The organism is Microbacterium sp. CCNWLW41 (genome assembly GCF_037083505.1).
Genome location: NZ_JBAOJP010000002.1, coordinates 27558 through 49389 on the forward strand (window position 1 = coordinate 27558; position 21832 = coordinate 49389).

18 protein-coding genes are annotated in these 21832 nt (G+C 72.6%); 12 read left to right on the forward strand and 6 right to left on the reverse strand.

Annotation, left to right across the window (positions count from 1 at the left end; genetic code table 11):
• Entirely contained in the window at positions 1-402 is a 402-nt protein-coding gene (locus V6R91_RS07945; protein ID WP_271060364.1) for an ArsR/SmtB family transcription factor, read from the reverse strand.
• A gap of 341 nt (positions 403-743) precedes the next feature.
• Positions 744-1520, reverse strand: a complete 777-nt coding sequence (locus V6R91_RS07950; RefSeq protein ID WP_336395086.1) for an alpha/beta fold hydrolase — start codon at positions 1518-1520, stop codon at positions 744-746.
• A 108-nt stretch (positions 1521-1628) separates the two neighbouring features.
• Between V6R91_RS07950 and V6R91_RS07955 the strand changes: the two genes are divergently transcribed.
• A complete protein-coding gene (locus V6R91_RS07955) occupies positions 1629-2330 on the forward strand; it encodes a hypothetical protein (RefSeq protein WP_336395087.1) in 702 nt (233 codons plus the stop codon).
• Here V6R91_RS07955 and V6R91_RS07960 read toward each other — a convergent pair.
• Both V6R91_RS07960 and V6R91_RS07965 read right to left on the reverse strand, forming a co-directional pair.
• On the reverse strand, positions 2327-4063 hold the full coding sequence (locus tag V6R91_RS07960) for an ABC1 kinase family protein (protein ID WP_336395088.1): 1737 nt from the start codon (positions 4061-4063) through the stop codon (positions 2327-2329). The genes V6R91_RS07955 and V6R91_RS07960 overlap by 4 nt on opposite strands.
• Positions 4063-4653: a PadR family transcriptional regulator gene (locus V6R91_RS07965; protein ID WP_219085026.1), complete on the reverse strand. Its 591-nt coding sequence runs from the start codon at positions 4651-4653 to the stop codon at positions 4063-4065. The genes V6R91_RS07960 and V6R91_RS07965 overlap by 1 nt, the downstream gene beginning before the upstream one ends.
• 159 nt (positions 4654-4812) lie before the next feature.
• On the opposite strand from V6R91_RS07965, the gene V6R91_RS07970 reads away from it, so the two are divergent.
• Both V6R91_RS07970 and V6R91_RS07975 read left to right on the forward strand, forming a co-directional pair.
• Complete coding sequence (locus tag V6R91_RS07970) at positions 4813-5643, forward strand: G5 domain-containing protein (protein WP_336395089.1); 831 nt, start codon at positions 4813-4815, stop codon at positions 5641-5643.
• 121 nt (positions 5644-5764) lie between these two features.
• Positions 5765-7774, forward strand: a complete 2010-nt coding sequence (locus V6R91_RS07975; RefSeq protein ID WP_336395090.1) for a DUF6541 family protein — start codon at positions 5765-5767, stop codon at positions 7772-7774.
• A gap of 12 nt (positions 7775-7786) precedes the next feature.
• On the opposite strand, the gene V6R91_RS07980 is transcribed toward V6R91_RS07975, so the two are convergent.
• Both V6R91_RS07980 and V6R91_RS07985 read right to left on the reverse strand, forming a co-directional pair.
• Complete coding sequence (locus tag V6R91_RS07980; RefSeq protein ID WP_336395091.1) at positions 7787-9160, reverse strand: polysaccharide deacetylase family protein; 1374 nt, start codon at positions 9158-9160, stop codon at positions 7787-7789.
• Positions 9157-10245 (reverse strand): lysylphosphatidylglycerol synthase transmembrane domain-containing protein, encoded by a 1089-nt coding sequence (locus V6R91_RS07985; protein WP_336395092.1) that lies wholly within the window; start codon positions 10243-10245, stop codon positions 9157-9159. The genes V6R91_RS07980 and V6R91_RS07985 overlap by 4 nt, the downstream gene beginning before the upstream one ends.
• Before the next feature lie 244 nt (positions 10246-10489).
• Between V6R91_RS07985 and V6R91_RS07990 the strand changes: the two genes are divergently transcribed.
• The 9 genes from V6R91_RS07990 (at position 10490) to V6R91_RS08030 (ending at position 21783) form a co-directional block, all read left to right on the forward strand.
• Positions 10490-11515, forward strand: coding sequence for a LacI family DNA-binding transcriptional regulator (locus tag V6R91_RS07990; RefSeq protein WP_336395093.1), 1026 nt, complete (start codon positions 10490-10492; stop codon positions 11513-11515).
• A gap of 113 nt (positions 11516-11628) precedes the next feature.
• A complete protein-coding gene (locus V6R91_RS07995) occupies positions 11629-12519 on the forward strand; it encodes an ROK family protein (protein WP_336395094.1) in 891 nt (296 codons plus the stop codon).
• The gene (locus V6R91_RS08000; protein WP_336395095.1) at positions 12516-14381 is read left to right on the forward strand and encodes a class I mannose-6-phosphate isomerase; all 1866 of its coding nucleotides are present in this window, start codon (positions 12516-12518) and stop codon (positions 14379-14381) included. The genes V6R91_RS07995 and V6R91_RS08000 overlap by 4 nt, the downstream gene beginning before the upstream one ends.
• Before the next feature lie 170 nt (positions 14382-14551).
• Positions 14552-15820 (forward strand): ABC transporter substrate-binding protein, encoded by a 1269-nt coding sequence (locus tag V6R91_RS08005; RefSeq protein ID WP_336395096.1) that lies wholly within the window; start codon positions 14552-14554, stop codon positions 15818-15820.
• Between the two features lie 8 nt (positions 15821-15828).
• Positions 15829-16704, forward strand: a complete 876-nt coding sequence (locus V6R91_RS08010) for a carbohydrate ABC transporter permease (RefSeq protein ID WP_271062368.1) — start codon at positions 15829-15831, stop codon at positions 16702-16704.
• A 1-nt stretch (position 16705) separates the two neighbouring features.
• Positions 16706-17518: a carbohydrate ABC transporter permease gene (locus V6R91_RS08015; protein ID WP_271062369.1), complete on the forward strand. Its 813-nt coding sequence runs from the start codon at positions 16706-16708 to the stop codon at positions 17516-17518.
• A 20-nt stretch (positions 17519-17538) separates the two neighbouring features.
• Positions 17539-19665, forward strand: a complete 2127-nt coding sequence (locus V6R91_RS08020) for a hypothetical protein (protein WP_336395097.1) — start codon at positions 17539-17541, stop codon at positions 19663-19665.
• Between the two features lie 226 nt (positions 19666-19891).
• The gene (locus tag V6R91_RS08025) at positions 19892-21058 is read left to right on the forward strand and encodes a DUF4185 domain-containing protein (RefSeq protein ID WP_336395098.1); all 1167 of its coding nucleotides are present in this window, start codon (positions 19892-19894) and stop codon (positions 21056-21058) included.
• Positions 21055-21783 (forward strand): SGNH/GDSL hydrolase family protein, encoded by a 729-nt coding sequence (locus tag V6R91_RS08030; RefSeq protein ID WP_336395099.1) that lies wholly within the window; start codon positions 21055-21057, stop codon positions 21781-21783. The genes V6R91_RS08025 and V6R91_RS08030 overlap by 4 nt, the downstream gene beginning before the upstream one ends.
• Positions 21784-21832 lie beyond the last annotated feature (49 nt).

The window sequence follows — 21832 nt, forward strand, 5'->3', positions numbered from 1 at the left end:
TCATTCTCCTCGGTGGGGTGATGCGGAATCGGATGAGGGGGAGGACCCGCCGGTCGGGCCGGTGAAGCCCTCGGCGGCGAGCAGGTCGTCGAGGCGCGAAACGCGGGCGCGCCACAGCTCCTCGTACCGGGCGAGCAGAGCGCGGGCGCGGGCGATCATGTCCGGATTGGCGCGGACGAGCCGCTCGCGTCCCTCGGCGCGCTTGATGATGAGCCGCGCCTCTTCCAGGACGGCCACATGCTTCTGGACCGCGGCGAACGACATGTCGTAGTCACGGGCCAGTGCGGAGACCGACTGCTCGCGGTCGATGGTCCGGCGCAGGATGTCGCGCCGGGTCGAGGCCGCCAGTGCGTGGAAGACACGGTCGATCTCCGTCTCGTCGAGTTCTCGTTGTGCAACCATTTGGTTGTACGTTATGCCCGTGACCCCCGGGTGTCAAGACCCTCGTCGGACCGGGCTCGCGACGGCGGGGAGGCCGGTCGACGCACGGGAGAACAGCGCCGTCGACATCGGGGCGGGTGCGTGACGACCTGTTGCGATTACCCCCTCGCTATGTCGCCGACGGGCGAGGCCGAGGAAGGACTCCTCTCCGGTGCACGCTGCCCACGACCGACGCGCCTCCGCCACGGCAGGGGCGTGACGGAGTGCGCGCGGTCACCTCTCTCGGCGACCTCGCTCACGCGCGAGGTCGAGACGGCTCTGCGTCCGCGAACCCGCGCATCCGCGAACCCGCGGACGAGGCGTCAGAGTCGTGCGGAGATCACGCGAGCCGTCGCCGTCGGGTCGACCCGGTGCATGACCGACTCGGGCACGATGACGAGCTCCGCACCGGGGATCTGCCCAGCGGCCCAGTCCGACGCGGCGATCAGGAAGGGGAAGGTCTGCTCACCGCGCAGCACCGTGACGGGACGCTTCACGTCCAGCAGTTCGCCGCTCGGCTGGCGCATCCGATACACCAGTCGCGTGTCGTACACCGTGGACTGCGCGAGCGCCGTGAGGGCGGAGAGCATGCCGTTCGCGCGGCCGGCCTCGACCATCTCGCGAGGCAGCCCGACCGCTTCGATCTGGAAGGTCTCGATCGCGTCGCCGGGCCGCCCGTCGCTGACGAGCGCCTGCAGTCGCTCCGCGAGCTCCGGCGTCTGCGCACCGGAGCCGTCGACATCGATCGGCGGCTCGGAGAGGAAGAGCGCGCCGGTCGGGACGCCCTGCGATGCGGCATAGAGCGCGAGCACGGCCCCGGAGGAATGGCCGAGGACGGCATCGGCCCCGCCCGCCGCCTTGATCACCGCCGCCAGGTCGGCCACCTCGTCGTCGGGCGTGGAGCCGGACCGGTCGCCGCTCCCGCCACGGGCACGGCGATCCCAGGTGACCGCACGGAGACCGGCATCGGCGAGCGCCCGGGCGATCGGCGCGGCGTCCTCCGCCCTCGACAGGGCCCCGTTCACGATCACGACGGTTCGGCCGTCTCCGGTCGCCGAGAACTCGATGGGAGTGCCGTCTGCCGACGTTGCGATGCTCATGTCGTCATACAACCACGGGCGTCCGACATCGCCGCGTCGCCGCCCCCTCCGCCACCATCCCGATGGGATCCCGCGTCCGCGGTCGCGGCGAGGCGTCAGACTGAGGGGATGGACGAGATCCTCGCCGAGCTGGCCGCCTCGGCCGATCACCGCGACGCCGAACATTCGTTCCTCGACGCCGGGTGGACGCCGTGCGGGGCCGGGGACTGGGCGATCGCCCTGCGATCTCCGGACGGCGAGGCTGCGGTCCGGATCAGCCCGTTCGACCCCACCGGCCCGTACGCCGCGGAGCTCTATCGCGCGGCTGCGCACACCCGCCAGGTGCCTCGGCTGCATGCGCACCGGCGGCTCGCCGGCGGCGGCGACCTCCAGGTGATGGAGTGGCTCGCCGCCGTGCCGGAGGAGGAGGCGTCGGCGTTCCATCGCGCCGTGGCGAGCGGTGCCGCGCCGGCCGAGGAGCTCGCGGGCATCGTGCAGCGGATCCATGACCGGGCCCGCGCGGAGCTGCCCTGGTGCGGCCCGCTCGACGACAACCCGGCGAACGTCATGCGCGGATCGGACGGGCGCCTCGTCGTCACCGATCTCTTCTACGCCGACGGCCCCGCCCTGTACGCCCTCGCGGGCAGCGACCCCGACGCGTTCGTGCAGCGGATCCCCGAGCCCGAGCGCCGCTTCCTGACCGAGATCCCGCTCGCCGCGTCGGGGCCGTGGTCGCGGGCCGACCGCGACGCGATGCGGGCGGGCGTCGCCGCCGCGGATCGGCGCAAGGACGGCGTGCCTCCCCTCCGCGACACGGAACGACGGCGCTAGCGCGGCCCACGGCCGGCGGCGCCGGCGAACAGGGCGTGCAGCAGGGGCAGGACCGAGACGCCGATGAGGATCCAGCCGAGCACCGGCACCGGGCCGAGGAGCAGGGTCCCGCCGATGAGGAGCGCCGCGAACAGCACCGCCGAGACCGCCCGCCGCCCGATGCTCACCAGCCGGTCGAGCCGGCGCTCCAGCGGCGACGTGTCGAAGGTGAGCGTCCCGGCGTCGAACCGCGTGATCAGCGAGTCCACCCGCTGCGGCAGCCGCCACAGCACCCCCGCGTTCGCCAGGGCCTGCTTCCCGAGGTCCTGCGCCAGGTTTCCGCTCTCGTCGCGCAGGAGCCGGGTGGCATAGGGCTCCACCGGATCCCAGAGGTTGAACTCCGGCTCGAGTGCGCTGCACAGGCCCGACGTCAGCGCCACGGCACGCATGAGCAGCAGCAGCTTCTCGGGGAACTGCACCGGCAGGGCCCGCACGGTGTCGCCGAACTCCACGGCGAAGTCGCGGAACTCCCTCGGGTCCACATCGCGGAGCTCGCTGAATCCCATGCCGCCGAAGCGGGCGAACAGCGCGGTGAGCGCGCGTTCCAGCTCCACGGTGCTGGCCGACGGCAGGAGCACGCCGATCTCCTGCGCCGCCGCCACCAGCCCCCGGCTGTCGCGGGCCGCGATGGCGATGACGAGCGTGCGCAGGCCGTCCCGGATGCCGTCGGGCACCTCGGCCATCATGCCGAAGTCGACGAACGTGAGGCGCCAGGGCACCGAGCCCGCCGCATGGCCCGGTGCCGAGCCCGCCGCATCGCCCTGCGGCAACGGCGTCACGAAGATGTTGCCCGGGTGCGGGTCGGCGTGCACGAACGAGTGCGTGAACACCTGGTCGAGCATCACGTCCGCGAACACGTCCGCGACGTCGGACGGATCGATCCCCGCGGCGCGGAGGGCGACGGTGTCGTTGATCTTGATGGCGGTGACGTCCTCGAGCGTGAGCACCCGCCGCGTCGTGCGCTCCCACACCACCTGCGGGGCCGCCACGCGGGCGTCGGACGCCACGCACTCCGCGAAGCGCTCCGCGTTCGACGCCTCGTGCAGGTAGTCGATCTCCTCGCGGCAGGTGGCTGCGAACTCCTCGACGAGCGCCGGGGCATCCACGCGGTCGGACACGATCCGCACCCGACTCAGCCACCCCGCGACGCGGCGCAGCGCGGCGAGGTCGACGGCCACGACCGCATCGATGCCGGGCCGCTGCACCTTGACGACGACCGCCTCGAGCCCGGTGTCGGCGGAGTCATCGGCGGACAGCACGGCCCGGTGCGCCTGCCCCAGCGACGCCGCGGCCACCGGTGTGGGATCGAACGCCGCGAACGCACGGCTCAGCGGGACCCCGAGCTCCGCCTCGGCCAGCGCGCGGATGTCGTCGAAGGGGACCGCGGGGACCTCGTCCTGCAGATCTGCGAGCTCCGCCGTGATCTCCGGCGGCAGCACGTCCAGGCGCGACGAGAGGAACTGCCCGACCTTGATCATCAGCCCGCCGAGCTCGACCGCGAGGTCGCGGAACCGCCGCGCGAGCCGCAGCATCCGCCCCTCGCGGGTGCGCTCCGCGACGGCGACCAGGCCGAGACGCGGAAGCACGAGCTCGAACCACCAGGTCTGGACGATGGCGCGCGCCGCGAAGAGCAGGATGCGCCGGTAGCGTGCCCGGTACGGCCCGCGTGCGGCCTCCGGGACGCGATCGGCCATCAGGCGTCGGCCAGGATCGCGTACAGCTTGCGACGCGCATCCTCGAGCACGGTCACCGCCGCGTCCACCTGCGCGGCCGTGCCGGTGCGGGCGACTTGCGCGGCGGCGCCGGCGAGGTCCATGCCGGCCTTCGGCAGCGCGGTGTGCGAGCGTCCGCGCTCGCCCTCGCGCGTGCCGCCGCCGCTGCCCTCCCACGGCGCGGGCCGGTCGGCGGCCTCGTCGGCGACCTCGCGTCCGTCGTCGGTGAGGGAGTACGTCTTGCGGCCGCGGAGCTCCTCGGCCACGATCAGTCCCTCGTCCGCGAGGAGCTGGAGCGTCGGGTACACCGATCCGGCGCTGGGCTTCCACGCGCCGCCGCTGCGCTCCTCGATCTCGTGGATGATCTGGTAGCCGTGCATGGGCTGCTCAGCCAGGAGCGCGAGCACCGCCGCACGCACGTCCCCGCGCGCCATGCGGGTGGGTGCGCTGGGGCGCTGGTCGAACGCGGATCGGAGCTGCTCCATCGCCTCCCAGATCGCCGCGCCGGGACCGCCCCGACCGCCCAGCCCGCCGAAACCGCCGAACCCCTCGGAACCGAATGCGCCGCTCATGGTTGCCTCCCGTGTCGGATCGTGAACGATACTCAACGATATGTCGTTAACTGTCGCCGGGGAAGAGGCAAGGAGCACCTGGCGCCGTTCCGTTCCACGTATCCCCCCGGACGATATACCGGAGTGGCGGAAGCGCGACGGACGCACGATGATGCCTCTATGACCGCTCCTTCCCCCGCACCGCGTTCGACACGTCGCCGGTGGTGGATCCTGCCCCTGACCGCCCTCGGCGTGGCCGTCGTCGGCGGCCTCCTCGCGCGATGGGCCCTCCCCGTCCTCATCGTCCTCTGCCTCGCCCTCGCGGCCATCGCCGGCGTCGTCATCGTCCGAGGCGCAGCGCCGCGACTCGGGATCCACGGACGCGGTGCCGGGTGGGCGGCGCTCGGGGCCGTGGTGCTGCTCGTCATCGGAGGCAGCACGGGGAACGCCGCGACCACAGGCCCGTCGACGGCGGATCGCCCGGCCTCCGTCACCCCGTCGGCGTCGGCCACACCGCAGGGCTTCGTCGCGGCTGCGCCGAGCACACCCAGCCCGGAGCCGACGACGTACGCCGACATCGAGGTCCGCTCCGACATCGACTTCGAGCGGACGACCGTCGAGTCCGCCGACATCGATGAGGGGACGACCGCCGTCATCACTGCGGGTCAGGTCGGGACGAGGCTCACCGTGTTCCGGATCGGGACCGTCGGCGGTGTCGAGGTCTCACGCGAGATCGTGGGAGAGACCGTTCTCGCCGAGCCGGTCGCCGAAGTCACCGCCATCGGGACGCGCATCCCGCCCGCCGCCGAGCCTGTCCCCTTCGCCGCCCAGGAACCGACGGGGCCGGAATGCCACCCGAGCTACGCCGGGGTGTGCGTCCCGATCGACTCGGACGTCGACTGCCAGGGAGGAGGAGGAAACGGCCCCTCCTACGTCGCCGGACCGCTCTCCGTCGTCGGCCCGGACGAGTACGACCTCGACCGCGACGGAGACGGGATCGCGTGTGACTGAGCCGCGGGGTCGGTACGGGGAATCCCGCACCCGGCGCCGCGGGGATCGGCGGCGAGGGACACCGACGGGCGAGCGGGCGGGGGCGCGTCGGTAGACTCCGGCCGACGGAAGGGGACGGTCCATGACGTGGCTGGAGGTCGTCCCGCAGATCCTCGTCGCCCTCGCGATCCTGTTCCTTCCGGGAACGGCCTGCGCCCTGCTGCTCGGCGTCCGCGGGGCGCTCGCGGTCGGCGCCGCCCCGGCTGCGTCCCTGGCCGTCGTCGCGGGATCCGCCGTCGTCGCCGAGCGGCTCGGCGTGCCGTTCGGGTACGGGCCGGTCGCCGCGGGTACCGGCGTCGCGCTCGTGGTCGCGGGCGGCGTCGGTCTGCTCGTCCGCCGGATCGCGCCGCCCGCCCCGCGCCCCGCACGGACCGGCCCGGCGGACGACCCCGCCTCCGCGGCGAGCGCTCGGACCGGGCTCGGCCGCCTCGCGTTCGGCGGCGGGCTCGTGATCGCCGTCGGTCTGCTGACCTGGCGGGTGACCGAGGCGCTGATCGGCCCTCGGAACTTCTCGCAGCGCTTCGACATCGTCTTCCACCTCAACGGCGTGCGGCGGACGCTCGACACCGGCGACGGCTCGTCGCTGACCTTGGGCGTGCTCATGGGCCACGCCGACGGCGTGCTGGCGTTCTACCCCGCGGGGTGGCACGATCTGGTCGCCCTCGTCGCGCAGACCCTGCCGGCGAGTCCCTGGCAGATCCCGCTCGCGATCAGCGCCGCCAACGTCGCCCTCGCCGCGGTGGTCTGGTCCGTCGGCGTGCTCGCGCTCACCCGGGCGGTCGCGGGGCCACGCCCCGGCATCCTCCTCTTCGCGGGCGTGTTCGCCGCCGCCTTCACGGTCTTCCCCCTGCGGCTGCTGGAGTGGGGCACCGTGCTGCCGTACTTCTGCGGCGTCGCACTGGCCCCCGGTGTGCTCGCCCTCGTGCTCTCCGCTCTCCGCCTCGCCCGCGCCGACCGCTCCTCCTGGCTCGGCGCGCTCCTGCTCGGCGTGCTCGCCGCGGCCGGACTGGCGTTCTGCCATCCCAGCGTCGCCGTCGCCGTGATCGGCCTGTCGGTCCCGGCCGTCGGTGCCGCGATCGTCCGCTGGGCGCGGATCCGTCGCTCCGCCGGACGCGGACCGCTCCTCCCGGTCCTCGCGGCGGCGGGGACGGCGATCGCCGTGGTCGGCGTGTGGATCGTCACCCGGCCGCGCAACGGGTTCCCGGGATGGGAGACGCCGCACACGCTCGGCAAGGCCGTCCTCGGATTCCTGGCTTCCGCTCCGGTCGGCGGTCCGGTGGCCGTCGCCGCCGCGGGCTGCATCGCGGTGGCCGTCGTCGTCATCGCCGTGCGCCGGCGCGACCTGCTCTGGCTGCCGCTGTCCTACGCCGTCGCCGGGTTCCTGTACGTCGTCGTGACGGGGTTCCCGCGCTCGGCGTTCCGCACGGCCGTGACCGGCCCCTGGTACGAGGACTGGTTCCGGATCGCGGGTCTTCTCGCGATCCCGGCGGTGCCGCTGGCCGCCCTCGGCGCCGCGGCGATCGTCTCCGCCGCCACCGCGGCCGTCGGCCGCCTCCGCGGTGCGTCCCTGCCCGCGCTCGCGCCCGCCGTGACCGTCCTGGCGGTCGTCGCGCTGATCCCGCTCACGCAGGTCCGGGTGATCGACCACGAGGTGGGCATGACGCGGAACGCGTACGTGCTGACCGAGGACGCGGACCTCGTCGGCCCCGGGGAGATCGCGTTCATGCAGCGCGTCGCCGACGTCGTCCCCGACGGCGAGATCGTCGCGAACAACCCCTACGACGGCAGCGCCGAGCTCTACGCGTTCGCCGGCGTCCCCGTGCTCATCCCGCACCTCAACTACACCTACTCCGAGGACGACCTGCTGCTCATGGCGGACCTCGTCCACGCCCCCTCCCGCCCGGACGTGTGCGCCGCCCTGGAGCGCACCGGCGTGCGGTGGGTGATCCAGCTCGGCCGGGTCGTCGGCGGGTTCCCGGAGGCGGAACGCTACCCGGGGATCGGGACGGTGACCGGCGGCGACGGATTCGAGGAGGTCCTCGCCGACGGCGAGCGACGCCTGTTCCGCATCACCGCCTGCGGCCTCCGCTGAGGCCCCGACGCGTCAGGGCATCACGCAGCTGCGCCCGGTGTCCCCGGTCCCCTCGCCGAGGCACGAGTACTCCTCGCCCGCGACCAGGTCGACCCCGGCGAACAGCTGAGGGACCGTGACGAACGTGTAGCCGCGCTCCCGGAGCGTGTCGATGAGCTCCTGCTGTCCGGCGATCGTGGACGGATGCACGTCGTGCATGAGCACGACGCCCCCGGGCTCGATCCGGTCCCACACGCGCGGCACGAACACGGCCGGATCCAGGCTCTCCCAGTCGAAGCTGTCGACGCTCCAGAAGATCAGCGGTTTGCCCGCGGCCTCCCGCGCGGCTCCGCCCTCGGAGCCGTAGGGGGCGCGCACGGACGTCGGCGCCGGGACCCCGGCCGCGACCACCGCCTCGTCCGTGGCCGCGAGCTGCTCGCGGACCGCCTCGGCAGGGATCAGCGCGAGGTCGGCGTGATCCCACGTGTGGTTCTCGATCGCATGGCCGGCCGCGGCCGCGCGGCGGACGATGCCCGGATGCGCCGCGGCGTCGCGCCCCTCGACGAAGAAGGTCGCCGGGACCCGGGCCGCGTCGAGGAGGTCGAGCAGCTGCGGCGTCGTGACGGGGTCCGGCCCGTCGTCGTACGTCAGCGCGACGCACGCGATCAGCGTGCAGGGCACGTGCGGCGCCGCGCCGTCCTCGGGGCCGGCGAACGGCGCGGTGCCCTGCGCGGCGGCCTGGACCTCCCGCCCGGCGTCCGTGAGCATCGCCCGCGCCTCGTCCGCCGGCAGACCCGCGGCGGATCCGTCGCCGAACACGATCCCGCCGTCCCGGTCGAACGAGAGGCCGTCCAGCGCCGCGGCGCCGACGCGCTCGGTCAGCGCGTCCCGTGCCTCCTCGGTCAGCAGGTCTCGCCCCTCCCAGGCCCCGCCGCGGGTGTTCGCGAACACGGTCCGCCAGGCGACGCCGTCCTCGCGCCGCGCGCTCAGGCGCACGCCCAGGACGGTCCCCCGGTCCTGGACGACCGTGCCGTCGATGCGCAGCGTGGCCTCGGCCAGCTCCCCCGCGGCGATCCCCCCGTCGTCCGGGAGCCGTGCGGCGAAGCCCGGATGGTCGGCCTCGATCTGCGCGCGGACGAAGCCGTCGACCCGGCGGTTGAACTCCTCCGCACCGTCGAGCACGATCCACCGGCCCTGGAATCCGAGCTCCGCACTGGCATAGGCGACCTCCCGCGGCTGCGTGCCCGAGGGGGCCGCCGTCGCGGTCGGCGACGAGGCGGGCGTCGGCGGGGCGCCCTGCGACGAGGGGACCGGATCGGAGCCCGCCGCGACGGGCGCGCACCCCGCCACCAGGGCCGTCACGAGGAGGACGGCGACCAGCGTTCCCCCGCCGAGCGCTCGTCTCACGCCTCCTCCCGCGCCGGCGGCACGACGGCGACCTCGTCGAGGGGAGTCCGCGCCGACGCCTCGGGCGGCGCCGGGACGCGCACCCGCCCGGTGGTCCCGTCCCGCCGGGCACGGCCCCGCAGGACCGCGCCCCAACCGAGGGCGCCGCCGGCCAGAGCGAGGTCGCCGACGGTGAACAGCAGTCGCGAGACGAGGGCCGCCGCCAGCGCCGCACCGGTCCCGACCGCGGGCGCGAGCACGGCGACGATCACCGCCTCCCGCGCCCCGAGGCCCGCGGGAAGGATGAAGAACACCAGACTGGCGATCATCGCCAGCCCCATCGACCCGATGCACAGCAGCAGCGCGGACCCGTCCGCCGCGTGCAGCGGCAGCAGCAGCCACAGGTGCAGGCCGAAGAGCCCGTAGCCCAGGGCGCTCCAGCCCGCGGCGCGCAGCAGCGGGACGACGCGCAGGACCGCGTCGGGCGGGGTCACGCGGACCAGCCGCAGCGCGAGCAGCAGCAGCCGGTTGAAGACGGCGGGGATCAGCAGGACCACGATCACCGGCACGAACACGAACAGCCACAGGTAGGGGCGGTAGGCGGGCTGGCCGGAGAGCTCCGGGATCGTCAGGATCCCGACCGCGAGGCCCGAGACCGCGACCACCGCGACGTTCGCGAGCGTCGTCGCGAGCGTCTGGGTCCGGCGGATCCCCGCCCGGCGAGCGAGCGCGATCTGGAGGACGTAGGCCCACACGGATCCGGGCACGTACTTGCCGAGCATGCCGACGAAGTACAGCGGCGCCGCCCGGCGGAACCGGACGCGCGTGCCGAGACTGTCCAGCAGCGCATGCCAGCCGAGCGCCGAGCAGAGGATCCCGGCGAGCACGACCACGCCGGCAAGGGCGACGTGCCCCGGCTCGTACGAGTCGAGAGCGGCGGCCACGGCGCGTCCGTTGGCGCGCACGGCGAAGCCGGCGGCGACGAAGACGGCGGCGACGGCGGTCCACGTGAGCGCCATCCGCACGACGCGCATCGCGGTCCGCGGAGGACGGGCACCGCCGGGCCGCGCCCCCGGGGCCGCCACGGCGGGCGTCGCGTCGCCCATCCCCCGCTCCCCTCGCGTCGTCGTTCCCCTGCACCCTAGGTGGCCCCGCGCCCGCGCCGGACGGCGTGCGGGACGCCGACGGCGGTTCCTCCGTGACATCCCCGTCATTCCGGGCGTCGCGGGCCGGCGCGGGCCCGGCTCCCGCCGCCCGGGATACGGGGAAGCCCGTAGGCAGTGGAGCCGCGTACGGCGACGGCGTCCTTTGATAACGTTCCCTCAGCGGGCTGCGACGGGAGGGCAGGGCATGGGCGAACGAGCGCATCGTCCGACCGTCAAGGAGGTCGCCCAGCGCGCGGGCGTGAGTCCGATGACGGTCTCGCGCACGCTCTCGGGCGGCCGGAACGTCAAGCCTGAGGTCCAGGAGAGGGTGCTTGCCGCCGTCGCCGAGCTCGGCTACCACCGCAACGAGAACGCCCGGAGCATCCGCCCCGGGCACAGCAGCGGGCTCATCGGCGTCGCGATCACCAACATCGCCAACCCCTATTACGGCACGTTCGCGCTGGGCGTCGAGGAGGAGGCGGCCCTCGCCGGCCGCCGCATCCTCCTGGGAAACACCTCCGAGGACGCGTCCCGGGAGGCCGAGCTGGTCGGCGACTTCCTGGGCCGCCGCGTCGACGGGCTGGTCGTCGTGCCGGCCGCGGCGTCCTCGGCCCACCTCGAGCATTCGCAGCGACAGGGGGTCCCGGTCGTGCTCGCCTCCCGGCGGATCGAGGGGCTGGAGGCGGACAGCGTGGTCCTCGCCGACGAGGACGGGGCCTTCCGGGGCACGATCGCGCTGATCGACCGCGGGCACACGCGGATCGGGTACCTGGGCAACGCGCTGTCCATCTTCACGGGGGCGCGACGGCATGCGGGCTACCTGCGGGCACTGGCGGCACGCGGCCTCACGGCGGACCCGCGGCTGGTGGCGACCGCCCAGCAGACGGTGGACCAGGCCAGGGAGGCCACGCGCGCCCTGCTCCGGGCGGAGAACCCGCCGACCGCGATCTTCTGCGCCAACAACCGCAACGCGATCGGGGCGCTCAAGGAGATCGGCGTCCAGCTCGCCACGGGGCTCCGCACCGCGGACGCGTTCCCGGAGATCGTGAGCTTCGACGACTTCGAGCTCGCCGAGCTGTCGCCGGTGCCGCTCAGCGTCATCGACCACGACCCGCGCGAGCTCGGGCGCACCGCGGCACGTCTGCTGCTGGACCGTCTGGACGGCGGCGGCGGGGAGGCCGCGCCGCGCGAGATCGAGCTTCCGGTGTCCCTCCGCCTGGGCGTGCGCTGACCGGGCCCCCTCGGATCGCTGCGTCCTCCCGAGTCGTCAGGGCAGCCGGATCCGGCCGTTGACAGCGCCTCTCGGATCTTGATAACGTTACCAATCACGCGAGAGGAGCACCGATGGAGCTGTGCATCGACTTCGGCGGCACCGGGATCAAGATCGCCGTCGCCGCCGACGACCGGATCCTCTCCTCCGCCCGCCTCGACGCGCGCCGCGACGCGGGCGACCTCGACGCCGCGGCGGCCTCGGCTCGCGCGCTCCTCGCGGAGGCAGGAGACGCTCCCGACGCGGTCGGCATCGCGGTCCCGGGCGTCGTGGATCCGGACTCCGGCCGGATGCTCCATGCGAACGCCAAGTACGACGCGTTCCGGGACCTCGACCTCCGGGCCTGGTCCGCGGCCGAGTTCGGCGCCCCGGCCGTCGTCGAGAACGACGCGCGCGCCGCCCTCGTCGGCGAGACCACGAGCGGCGTCGCCGCGGGCGAGCGCGACGCCGTCCTGGTGACCCTGGGCACCGGGATCGGCACCGCGGCCCAGATCGCCGGCGTCCCGCTCCGCGGTCGCCGCGGGCACGCGGGGATCCTCGGGGGCCACGTCACGATCGACCGCAACGGCCCGGTCTGCCCCTGCGGCAACGTCGGCTGCGGCGAGGCGCTGGCCAGCAGCGCCGCGCTCGCGCAGCAGTCCCCGACGGGCGCCGCCCTCACGCTCCGCGACCTCTTCGCCGACGACGCCCATGCCGGCATCCGCGACGCCTTCCTGCACGTGTGGGGCGCGACCGTCGTCACCCTGATCCACATGTACGACCCCGCCGTGGTCGTCCTCTCCGGCGGAGTCCTGCGCGCCGGAGACGCCGTGCGCGCGCCCCTCGAGTCGTACGCCCGCGCCCACCTCTGGCCGTCCGTGACGGCCCCGCGCTTCCTCGTCCCGCCGGAGCCCGAGCTCTCGGTCGCCCGCGGCCTGAGCGTCCTGGCCCGCACCGCCCTTTCCCGTCCGCAGGAGGATCAGTGACCACCCCCATCAACGACATGCACGACGGCCACACGGTCCGGGGGCGCTACGACACGCAGCCCACCGTCCCGCTGCCGCCGGGCGAGCGGATCCTGCGGGGCCCGGAGGGCTGGCGGGCCGCCGCGGCGATCGCCGAGGAGCGCGCCCGCGCGGCCGGGACCTTCCCCGTGCTCCTCGTCGACGCCTACCCCGGCGCCGACGTCGTCGCGGTGACCGCCCGGATCCGTGCCGCCCTCCCGGACTGGACCGTGCGCGACGTCGAGGAGGCGGCGCACCCCGTCGCCGACGTCGAGCGCCTGATCGCCCCGAACCTCACCGACGACCGCGTCTTCGGCGTGATGAGCCATTTCACCCTCGCCGACTTCTACGACGACGCCGCCCTGGCGGCCCTCGCCGCGGAACTGCGCGGTCCGACCGTCGTCGTCGGCTGGGGAGCGGGGCTGCTCGTCCCGCATCTCGCCGGCCCCTCCGCCCTCGTCCTCGTCGACATGGCGCGCTGGGAGATCCAGCTGCGCCAGCGCGCCGGCGCGACCAACTGGCGCGCGGACAACCCCGGCGAGGACAACCTGCGCAAGTACAAGCGCGGGTTCTTCGTGGAGTGGCGGGTCGCCGACCGGCACAAGCGGGACCTCTTCGACATCGTCGACGTCGTCGTGGACGGCAACGCGATCGCCCCCGCCGAGCCGCACCCCGATGCGCCGGAGGCCGGGATGATCACCGGCGACGCCTTCCGCGGAGCCCTGCGGGACGCGGCGGCCCGACCGTTCCGCGTCGTGCCGTTCTTCGACCCCGGCGTCTGGGGCGGGCAGTGGATGAAGAACCTCATCGGGCTGGACCCGTCCAAGGACAACTACGCCTGGTGCTTCGACTGCGTCCCGGAGGAGAACTCGCTGCTGCTGCAGGGCGACGGCGGCGTGGTGGAGATCCCCGCCCTGGACCTGGTGTTCAGCCGGCCCGTGGAGCTCCTGGGCGCGAAGACGTTCGCCCGCTTCGGCGCCGAGTTCCCGATCCGCTTCGACTTCCTGGACACGATGGACGGCGGGAACCTCAGCCTCCAGGTGCACCCGCTCACCGACTACATCCAGAACACCTTCGGGATGCACTACACCCAGGACGAGAGCTACTACATGCTCGACGCCGGGGACGACGCCGTCGTGTACCTCGGCACCAAGGAGGGCGTCGACCGCGACGCCATGCTGCGCGACCTCGCCACGGCGCAGGACGGCGAGCACCCGTTCCCCGCGGACGAGTACGTCAACGCCTTCCCGGCGCACAAGCACGACCACTTCGCGATCCCGGCGGGCACTGTGCACTGCTCCGGGGCGAACTCGATGGTGCTGGAGATCTCCGCGACGCCGTTCATCTTCACGTTCAAGCTCTGGGACTGGGGGCGCGTGGGCCTGGACGGCGTGCCCCGCCCGGTCCACCTCGACCACGGCGCGCGCAACATCCAGTGGGACCGCGACACGGCCTGGGTGACGGAGAACCTCATCGACCGGGTCGAGACCGTCCGGTCGGACGACGACGTCGTGGAGGAGAGCACGGGCCTTCACGAACTGGAGTTCATCGAGGTGCGGCGGCACTGGTTCCGTCAGGGCGCCGACCACGACACGGAGGGCACCGTCAACGTGCTGAACCTCGTGGAGGGCGACGAGGTCCGCGTCGTCAGCCCGACCGGAGCGTTCGCGCCGTTCGTCGTCCACTACGCCGAGACCTTCATCGTCCCCGCCGCCGTGGGCCGCTACCGGATCGAGCGGACCGAGCACTCCCGCAGCGCGCGCTTCGCGACCGTCAAGGCGTTCGTCAGGGGGACGGCCATGACGGGGCCGGAGACGGCCCGCGCCGGCACGACCGACAACTGAACACCCGACAACCGAACACCGCACAACCGAACATCGAGGGGATCGCGGGGGCTTCGAGCCACTGCATCCCTTGCACCGCACCGATGCGGCTTGGTAGCGTGAGTCCAGGTTTCTGGTAACGATACCAAGTCGGATGACACCGAACAGCACCATGAACAAGGGAGTTCTGCATGATTTCGCGACGAAGGACCGCCGCCACGGCGGCGGGGCTGATCATCGCCGTCTCGGCGCTCGCCGGATGCTCCGGGGGAACCGGCGAGTCCGGATCCGGCGAGGTCACCGGCACGCTCGACTTCTACACGGACAAGGCCGCGTGGAAGCCCGACTTCGAGTCCCTGAACACCGCCAGCGGAGAGGCCGTCGGCATCACGCTCAAGACCACCGGCTACTCGGATGCGAACCAGTACGACGCGTTCGTCAAGCAGTCGTTCCGCACGAACAAGTCCCCGGGTCTGTTCACCTGGCACACCGGCGAGTCGCTCGCGCAGCTGGTCGAGGAGGGCCTGGTCGCGGAGACCACCGACATCTGGGAGAAGGCCATCGGCGAGGGCTGGGTGAGCGATGACCTCGCCAAGGGGTACACGTTCGACGGCAAGCAGTACTGCGTGCCGATGAACATCGCCTACTGGGTCATGTTCTACAACAAGGCCCTCTTCGCCGAGAACGGCATCGAGGTCCCGACGAGCTGGGCGGAGCTGAACGCCGCGGCCGAGAAGCTCAAGGCCGCCGGGGTGACGCCCTACTACCAGACCAGCACCCTGTTCACCTTCCCGTGGTTCCAGCACCTCGTCGCCTCGACCGACCCGGACCTCTACGCCGGGCTCACCACGGGCGAGGTGAAGTACACCGACCCCGAGATCGTCGAGGTGATGGAGCTGTGGCTGGACGAGCAGAAGAAGGGCTGGTTCAGCGATCCCGGCAGCACGACGGATCCGGCCGTGGCGCTCAAGCAGGGCGATTTCGCGATGATCGACTTCGGGACGTTCTTCGCCGGCAACCTCGAGGGGGCGGGCATGACGCCCGACGACTTCGGGATGTTCGCGATCCCTGCGGTGAACGACGCGCTCGACACCACGCCGGTGGCGGTCGAGTCCGGTCCGATCTGCGTGGCCGAGAGCTCGACGCAGAAGGATCTCGGGCTCGCCTACTCCGAGTGGTGGATGTCCGCCGAGGCCCAGACCGCGTGGAACGACGCCCACGGCGACGTCGCCTTCAACCCGAAGGCCACGGTCTCCGACCCCGCCCTCGCCGAGCTCGGCGAGCAGATCGCCGGCGAGGGCTACTCCCTGTACGACCGGTTCTTCGAGGCGATGCCCACGGCGATCGTCACGACGGCGATCGAGCAGTTCGGCGCCTTCAACGCCAACCCCGGCGATCCGATGCCGTTCCTCGAGAAGATCCAGGCCACGGCCGACAAGTACTGGGCCGAGCAGGAGTAGACGGGCGGATGGCGCGTCAGACCTCGCCCTACCAGTGGTCCGCCCGGGGCTTCATCGCCCCGGGCGTGCTCCTGGTCGCCGTCCTGCTCTACCTTCCGCTGCTGTGGACGGTGTTCCTCAGCTTCACCCGCTACAACGGGCTCGGCAGCCCGAAATGGGTGGGCATCGACAACTACGTGGAGATGCTCACCGACGGCGACTTCGTCGGCTCCGCCGTGAACACCGTCCTCTGGGTGGTCGGCACCCTGATCATCCCGGTCGGCATCGGCCTGACGATCGCCCTGCTCACCTGGAACCTGCGCGGCGGCGCCTGGCTGCGCCTGCCCTTCCTCATCCCCTACGCCCTGTCCGGCATCGGCGTGGGCGTGGTGTGGTCGTTCATCCTCTCCTCCGGCGGCGCGCTCGACCAGGCGCTGGCGGCGTTCGGCATCGCGGACCCGCCGCGGTGGCTCCTGGACGCGCCGCTGAACACGGTCGTGATGATCATCGCCTCGTCGTGGCAGGGCGTCGGCGTCAACGCCCTGCTGTTCACGATCGGCCTCCAGGCGATCCCGAAGGAGCCGCTGGAGGCGGCGCGCATCGACGGCGCAGGCGGCATCCGCCTCTTCGGCAGCATCCTGTGGCCGATGCTGCGCCCGCTCACCGCCGTGGTCGTCGGGCTCTCGATCGTCGCCAGCCTGAAGACCTTCGACATCGTCTGGGGCATGACCAAGGGCGGCCCCGGCACCGTCTCGGAGACGCTCGCGCTGACGATGTACAAGGAGACCTTCGTCAACAGCGACTACGGTCTCGGGTCGGCGATCGCGGTGTTCCTCACCGTGATCACCCTGATCGCCTCGGTGCTCTACCTCCGCCAGCAGCTGTCCCCGAAGAACGAGGTGTGACATGTCCCGCATCATCCGCACCGTCGTCCTCGTCCTCCTCGGGATCCTCTGGCTGTTGCCCGCCTACCTCCTCGTCGTGAACGCGATGAAGGATCCGGCGACGTTCACCTCCAAGGAGTCCTGGATCCCCACCGACTTCCACCTGCTCCAGAACTTCGCCGACGCCTTCGCGCTCTCCGGCCTCGGCAACAGCATCGTCAGCACGCTGGTGTACTCGATCGTCTCCCCGACGATCGCCGTCCTCGTGGGCGCCGCCGCCGGGTTCGCCATCGTCGCGCTGCGGCTGAAGCGGGGCTTCCTCTGGTTCGTGGTCATCTTCGGCGGCACGGTGTTCCCCCTGCAGATGGTGCTGCTGCCGCTGTTCGACGCGTACTCCCGGATCGGCCTGTTCGACACCCGGATCGGGATGGTGATCATCTACACGGTGATCTCGGTGCCGTTCTCCGCGTTCGTCATGCGGAACTTCTTCACCGGCGTCGCCCACAACGTCTTCGAGGCGGCGGTGCTGGACGGCGCGACGACCTGGCGGATCTTCACGCGCATGTACCTGCCGATGGCGTCGAGCGCGCTCGTGGCGATCTTCATCCTGCAGGCCACGTTCGTCTGGAACGACCTGCTGCTCGGCCTGACCCTGAGCCAGTCCGACGACATCCGGCCGATCATCACGACGCTCTCCGGCATGCAGAGCACCTACGGCGGCGCCCAGATGTCCGTCGTGCTCGCCGCGGCGGTGCTCGTCTCCCTGCCGACCGTCGTCCTGTTCCTGTGCACCCAGCGCTTCTTCGCCAAGGGCCTCGCGCTCGGCCAGTACTGACCCTCCCCCGGAAAGGCATCATGCTCCCGCTCATCCCCACCGTCGAGGATCTCGCCGCGGACCCCGTCACCCACCACGACGACGACATGATCGCGCCGTCCGGCCTGACGAACCTGATCGGGACCGTGCGGGTCGATCACGATCTCACCGCGCTGAGCGCCGTGCAGTTCCCGCCGGTGTCGCAGGGACTGACGCAGACCGCGATGCTGTTCGTCGACGGGAGGCTGTTCCTCTCCCACGGCGTGCCGGTCACGCACGAGTGGCGCCCGGACCGGGTCGTCCGCCGCGCGACGCTCGGCACGCTGGAGATCGAGACCACCACGGTCTGCGTCCCGGGGCGCACCGCCGTGGCCGTCGACATCGTCGTCCGCAACACGGGGGAGGCGGACCGGGACGTGCGGATCGGCCTCTCCGCCGCCGCCCGGGCGACCCGATCCCCCACGGCATGGCTGGATGCGGAGTCGCCGTCCGAGCAGGACGCGGTGATCGCGGACGACGGGCGCCTCGTGTTCTCGTCGGCGGATGAACGCGCCTGGAGCGTGCAGGGGATCGTCGACGGCACGGCGCGGCTGAGCGGCGTCGCCGGTGCCGCGACGGGCGGGGAGGACGCGTTCGACCTGGGGATCGGCGGGAACGGCCGCGGAGGGGAGCTGGGGACGACCCTCCGCGTGCCGGCCGGCGGATCCGCACGCGCGGGCTATGTGCAGGCGATCGGAACCACGCGGGCATCGGCCGTCGAGACGTACGACGCCGTGGCGGCGTCCGTCCCCGCGGCCGTCGGTGCGGCCGAGGAGTTCTGGAACCGCCAGTTGGGGGCCGCGTTCGACCCGGACGACGACGAGTTCTCCGGTGCGCTGCCGGTCCTGGAGACCTCCTCCGCGGCGCTGCGGCGGCTGTACTGGTGGGCCGTCCTCGGCGTCATCTGGTTCCGCCGGGACTTCGCGGGGAACGTCCTGGGCCGCTCCTACGACACCCTCATGCCGAACTACTGGGGAACCACCACCTTCATCTGGGACTACAGTCTCAGCTCCGTCAGTCACGCCCTGCTCGACCCGGCCGAGATGCGCAACCAGGTGCGGCACTGGATCTCGCTGGACATCCACTCGCACTTCGGCACGTCCTCGCTCACCGGGGGCCCGGTCGGGCGCTGGTACTCGGTGAACGACTACGCGATGACCCGCCTGGTGCACGACTACGTCCGCTTCACCGGCGACGCCGGGTTCCTCGACGAGGTGGTCGGCGATGCCACCGTCGCGGAGTCGGTCCGGCACTGGGCGACCGCGTGGAAGGCGCTCCGCCGCGACTCCCCGCTCGCCGACTACGGCGAGATCGACAACCTGCTCGAGTGCGTGAGCTCATACACGCACGAGGTCGCAGGGCTCAACGCCGCGAACGTGTGGAGCATGCGGACGGCGGCCGGCCTCGCCGATCTGCGCGGCGAGGAGGCGGAGGCCGCGGAGCTGCGTGCCGAGGCCGCGGCGCTGGTCCCCGCCATCGTCGCGCGCTACGTCCCCGGCGAGGGGGTCTTCTCCGCGGGGCAGCCGGACGGGACGCTCCTGCCCGTCCGGCACTGCTACGACTTCAGCGTCGTCGGGACGACCATCGCCGGGGACCTCTCACCGGACGTGCGCGACGAGATGGTGGCGTTCTTCCGCCGCGAGCTGCAGACGGAGAACTGGATGCGGGCGCTCTCCCCGTGGGACCCGGACGCCAGCTACAGTCCGCGGCCGGACCATCAGTGGAACGGCGCGTACCCGGCGTGGCCCGCCGATGCCGGGCGCGCCCTGGCGGCGCTGGGGGCGCCGGAGGTCCTGACAGCGTGGATCGAGGGGCTGTCGCGCACGGCGAACCAGGGGCCGATGGGGCAGGCGCACTTCGTCGAGGAGGCGGTCCCCGGCATCGGTGGCGGCGCCCGCAAGGCCCCGCCGCAGCTGCCCTACATCATCGACTGGGCGTGCTCGTCGTCCGGCGCGTGGATCGAGCTCGTGGTCGAGGCGCTGTTCGGCGTCTCCGTCTCGGCCGACGGCACCGTGCGCGCCGCCGGGTGCGTCGCGGCGCTGGACCCGCATGCGAGGCTCCGCGGCCTCCGGGTCGCGGGCCGCGCGTACGACGTGGACGCCGCCGGCGCCGTGACCCCGGTCGGCTGAGCGGACGGAGGAGGACACGAGGATCGGATCCCGCGTTTCGTCTCGTCGCTGCGCTCCTCGCTCAACGACCGACGCCCGCCCCGCCCCCGGTCGTTGAGCGACACTTCGACTCGCAGGCTCGCTCAGTGCAGGTCTCCGCGAGACGAAACGCCCCCACCCCCGGTCGGCTGAGCGAGCGAAGCGAGACGAAACGCAGTACCCCACCGAACACGAAGGAGTGATCGACATGAACAGACGATGGATCGCGGCGGCGGTCGCGGCGGCCTCCCTCTGCGCCGACGTCGCGGTGTCCGCCCCGGCGTCCGCGGCCTCCCCCGCCAGCCCCGGCGGCCGCGGCCCCGGGCAGTGCGCGCTCACCGACGGCACGCTCACGGCCACGACGACCGTGAACGAGGAGCTGACCGACCGCTTCCGCTCGTACGCGGAGACGGGCGGGGCATGGACCGGCGGCGACAGCACCTTCTCGCTGCCTCGGCCCGGCGGCACCACCGGGTGGTTCTTCTCGGACACCTTCCTCGGCACCGTGAACCCCGACGGCTCGCGCCCCGCGGACTCCCCGTTCGTGAACAACTCCGTGGTGCTCGAGGACCGCCGCGGCGGCATGACGACCGTGACCGGCGGAACGCCCGAGGCGCCCGCCGGCATCATCCCGCCCGAGCCCGACGGCCGCTGGTACTGGATCGGGGATCCGACGCCCGGCGCGCACGGCACGGTGCAGGTCCCGCTGCTGCAGTTCGAGCGGACGGGATCCGGGAGCTTCGATTTCCGCTGGACCGCCAATCGTCTGGCGATCCTCGACGGCGACGGCCTCCAGCTCGACACGATCGTCGACCGCCCCTCCGAGACGGGCATCAACTGGGGATCCTGGACGCTCGAGGAGGGTCCGACGACGTACATCTACGGGATCGCCGATCCCGGCGGCGTCCGCTCGGCCTATGTCGCCCGGGCGCAGGGGCAGGACGGGATCGCGGGCGACTGGTCGTTCTGGGACGGATCCGGCTGGTCCGATCAGGAGGCCGACGCCGTCCCGGTCGTCCCGTACGTCGCGAACGAGTTCAGCGTCGCGCGGTTCCGCGACGGCTACCTGCTCGTGACCCAGGACACCTCGGAGCTGTTCAGCACGCGCATCGTCGCCCGGACCTCCTGCTCTCCGACCGGGCCGTTCACCGACCCGGTCGAGCTGTACCGCACCCCGGAGACGGGGCTCGCCGGCAGCTACGGCGACGCGGACGTCTTCACGTACAACGCCCACGAGCACCCGAATCTGCGCACGGGGAACCGGATCCTCGTCACCTACAACGTCAACACCTTCGACAACGTCGGCGACGTGTACGACGACGCCTCGATCTACCGCCCGCGGTTCCTCGACGTGCGGCTGGACGTGCGCCGGTGAGCGAGGACCGCGCGCGACTGGCGGATGCGCTCGCCGCCGGGACGCCGCTGACCTGGGTGCTGACCGGGGACTCGATCACGCACGGGCTGATCCACACCCGCGGGGCGCGAAACTACGTCGATCACCTGCACGAGCTCATCCGCGGCGACCTCGGCCGTGTGCAGGACGTCGTGATCAACACCGCCGTCACCGGGTGGCGCGCGGATCTGATCCTGGCCGACTTCGCCCGCCGGGTCGCGGACTGGCGTCCGGACGTGGTCACGCTGATGATCGGGACGAACGACTGCACGACCACGTGGCTGGATCCGGTCATCGAGGCGGCGGACTTCGCCGCGTCGATCGGCGAGTTCGTCCGGCGGGTCCGCGGGATCGGCGCCGTGCCCATGCTCCAGACGCCGCCCTCGATCGACCTGCGGCACGCGCCGGACCGGGAGCGGATCGAGGACTTCGCCCAGGCGATCCGCGACGTGGCGTCCGACGCGGGGGTGATCCTCGTGGACCAGCACGCCGCGTTCACGGAGTTCTCGGCGGGCACCGGGCCGGGCAACGAGGGGATGCCCTGGGGCCTTCTCGACGACGCCTTCCACCCGAGCGCGGCCGGGCACGCCCTCCTCGCCCTGGGGATCGCGCGCACGCTGGGACTGGAGCCCCGCGATTCCGCGGTGCTCACGGACCTCGCCGCCCGCGTCGCCGTCGCCCGCCACCCGCAGTGGCCGCCCGCATGACGGCCGGCGATCTCCCCACCCGTCCCGAGGAGCACGCGGTCGCCCGGCC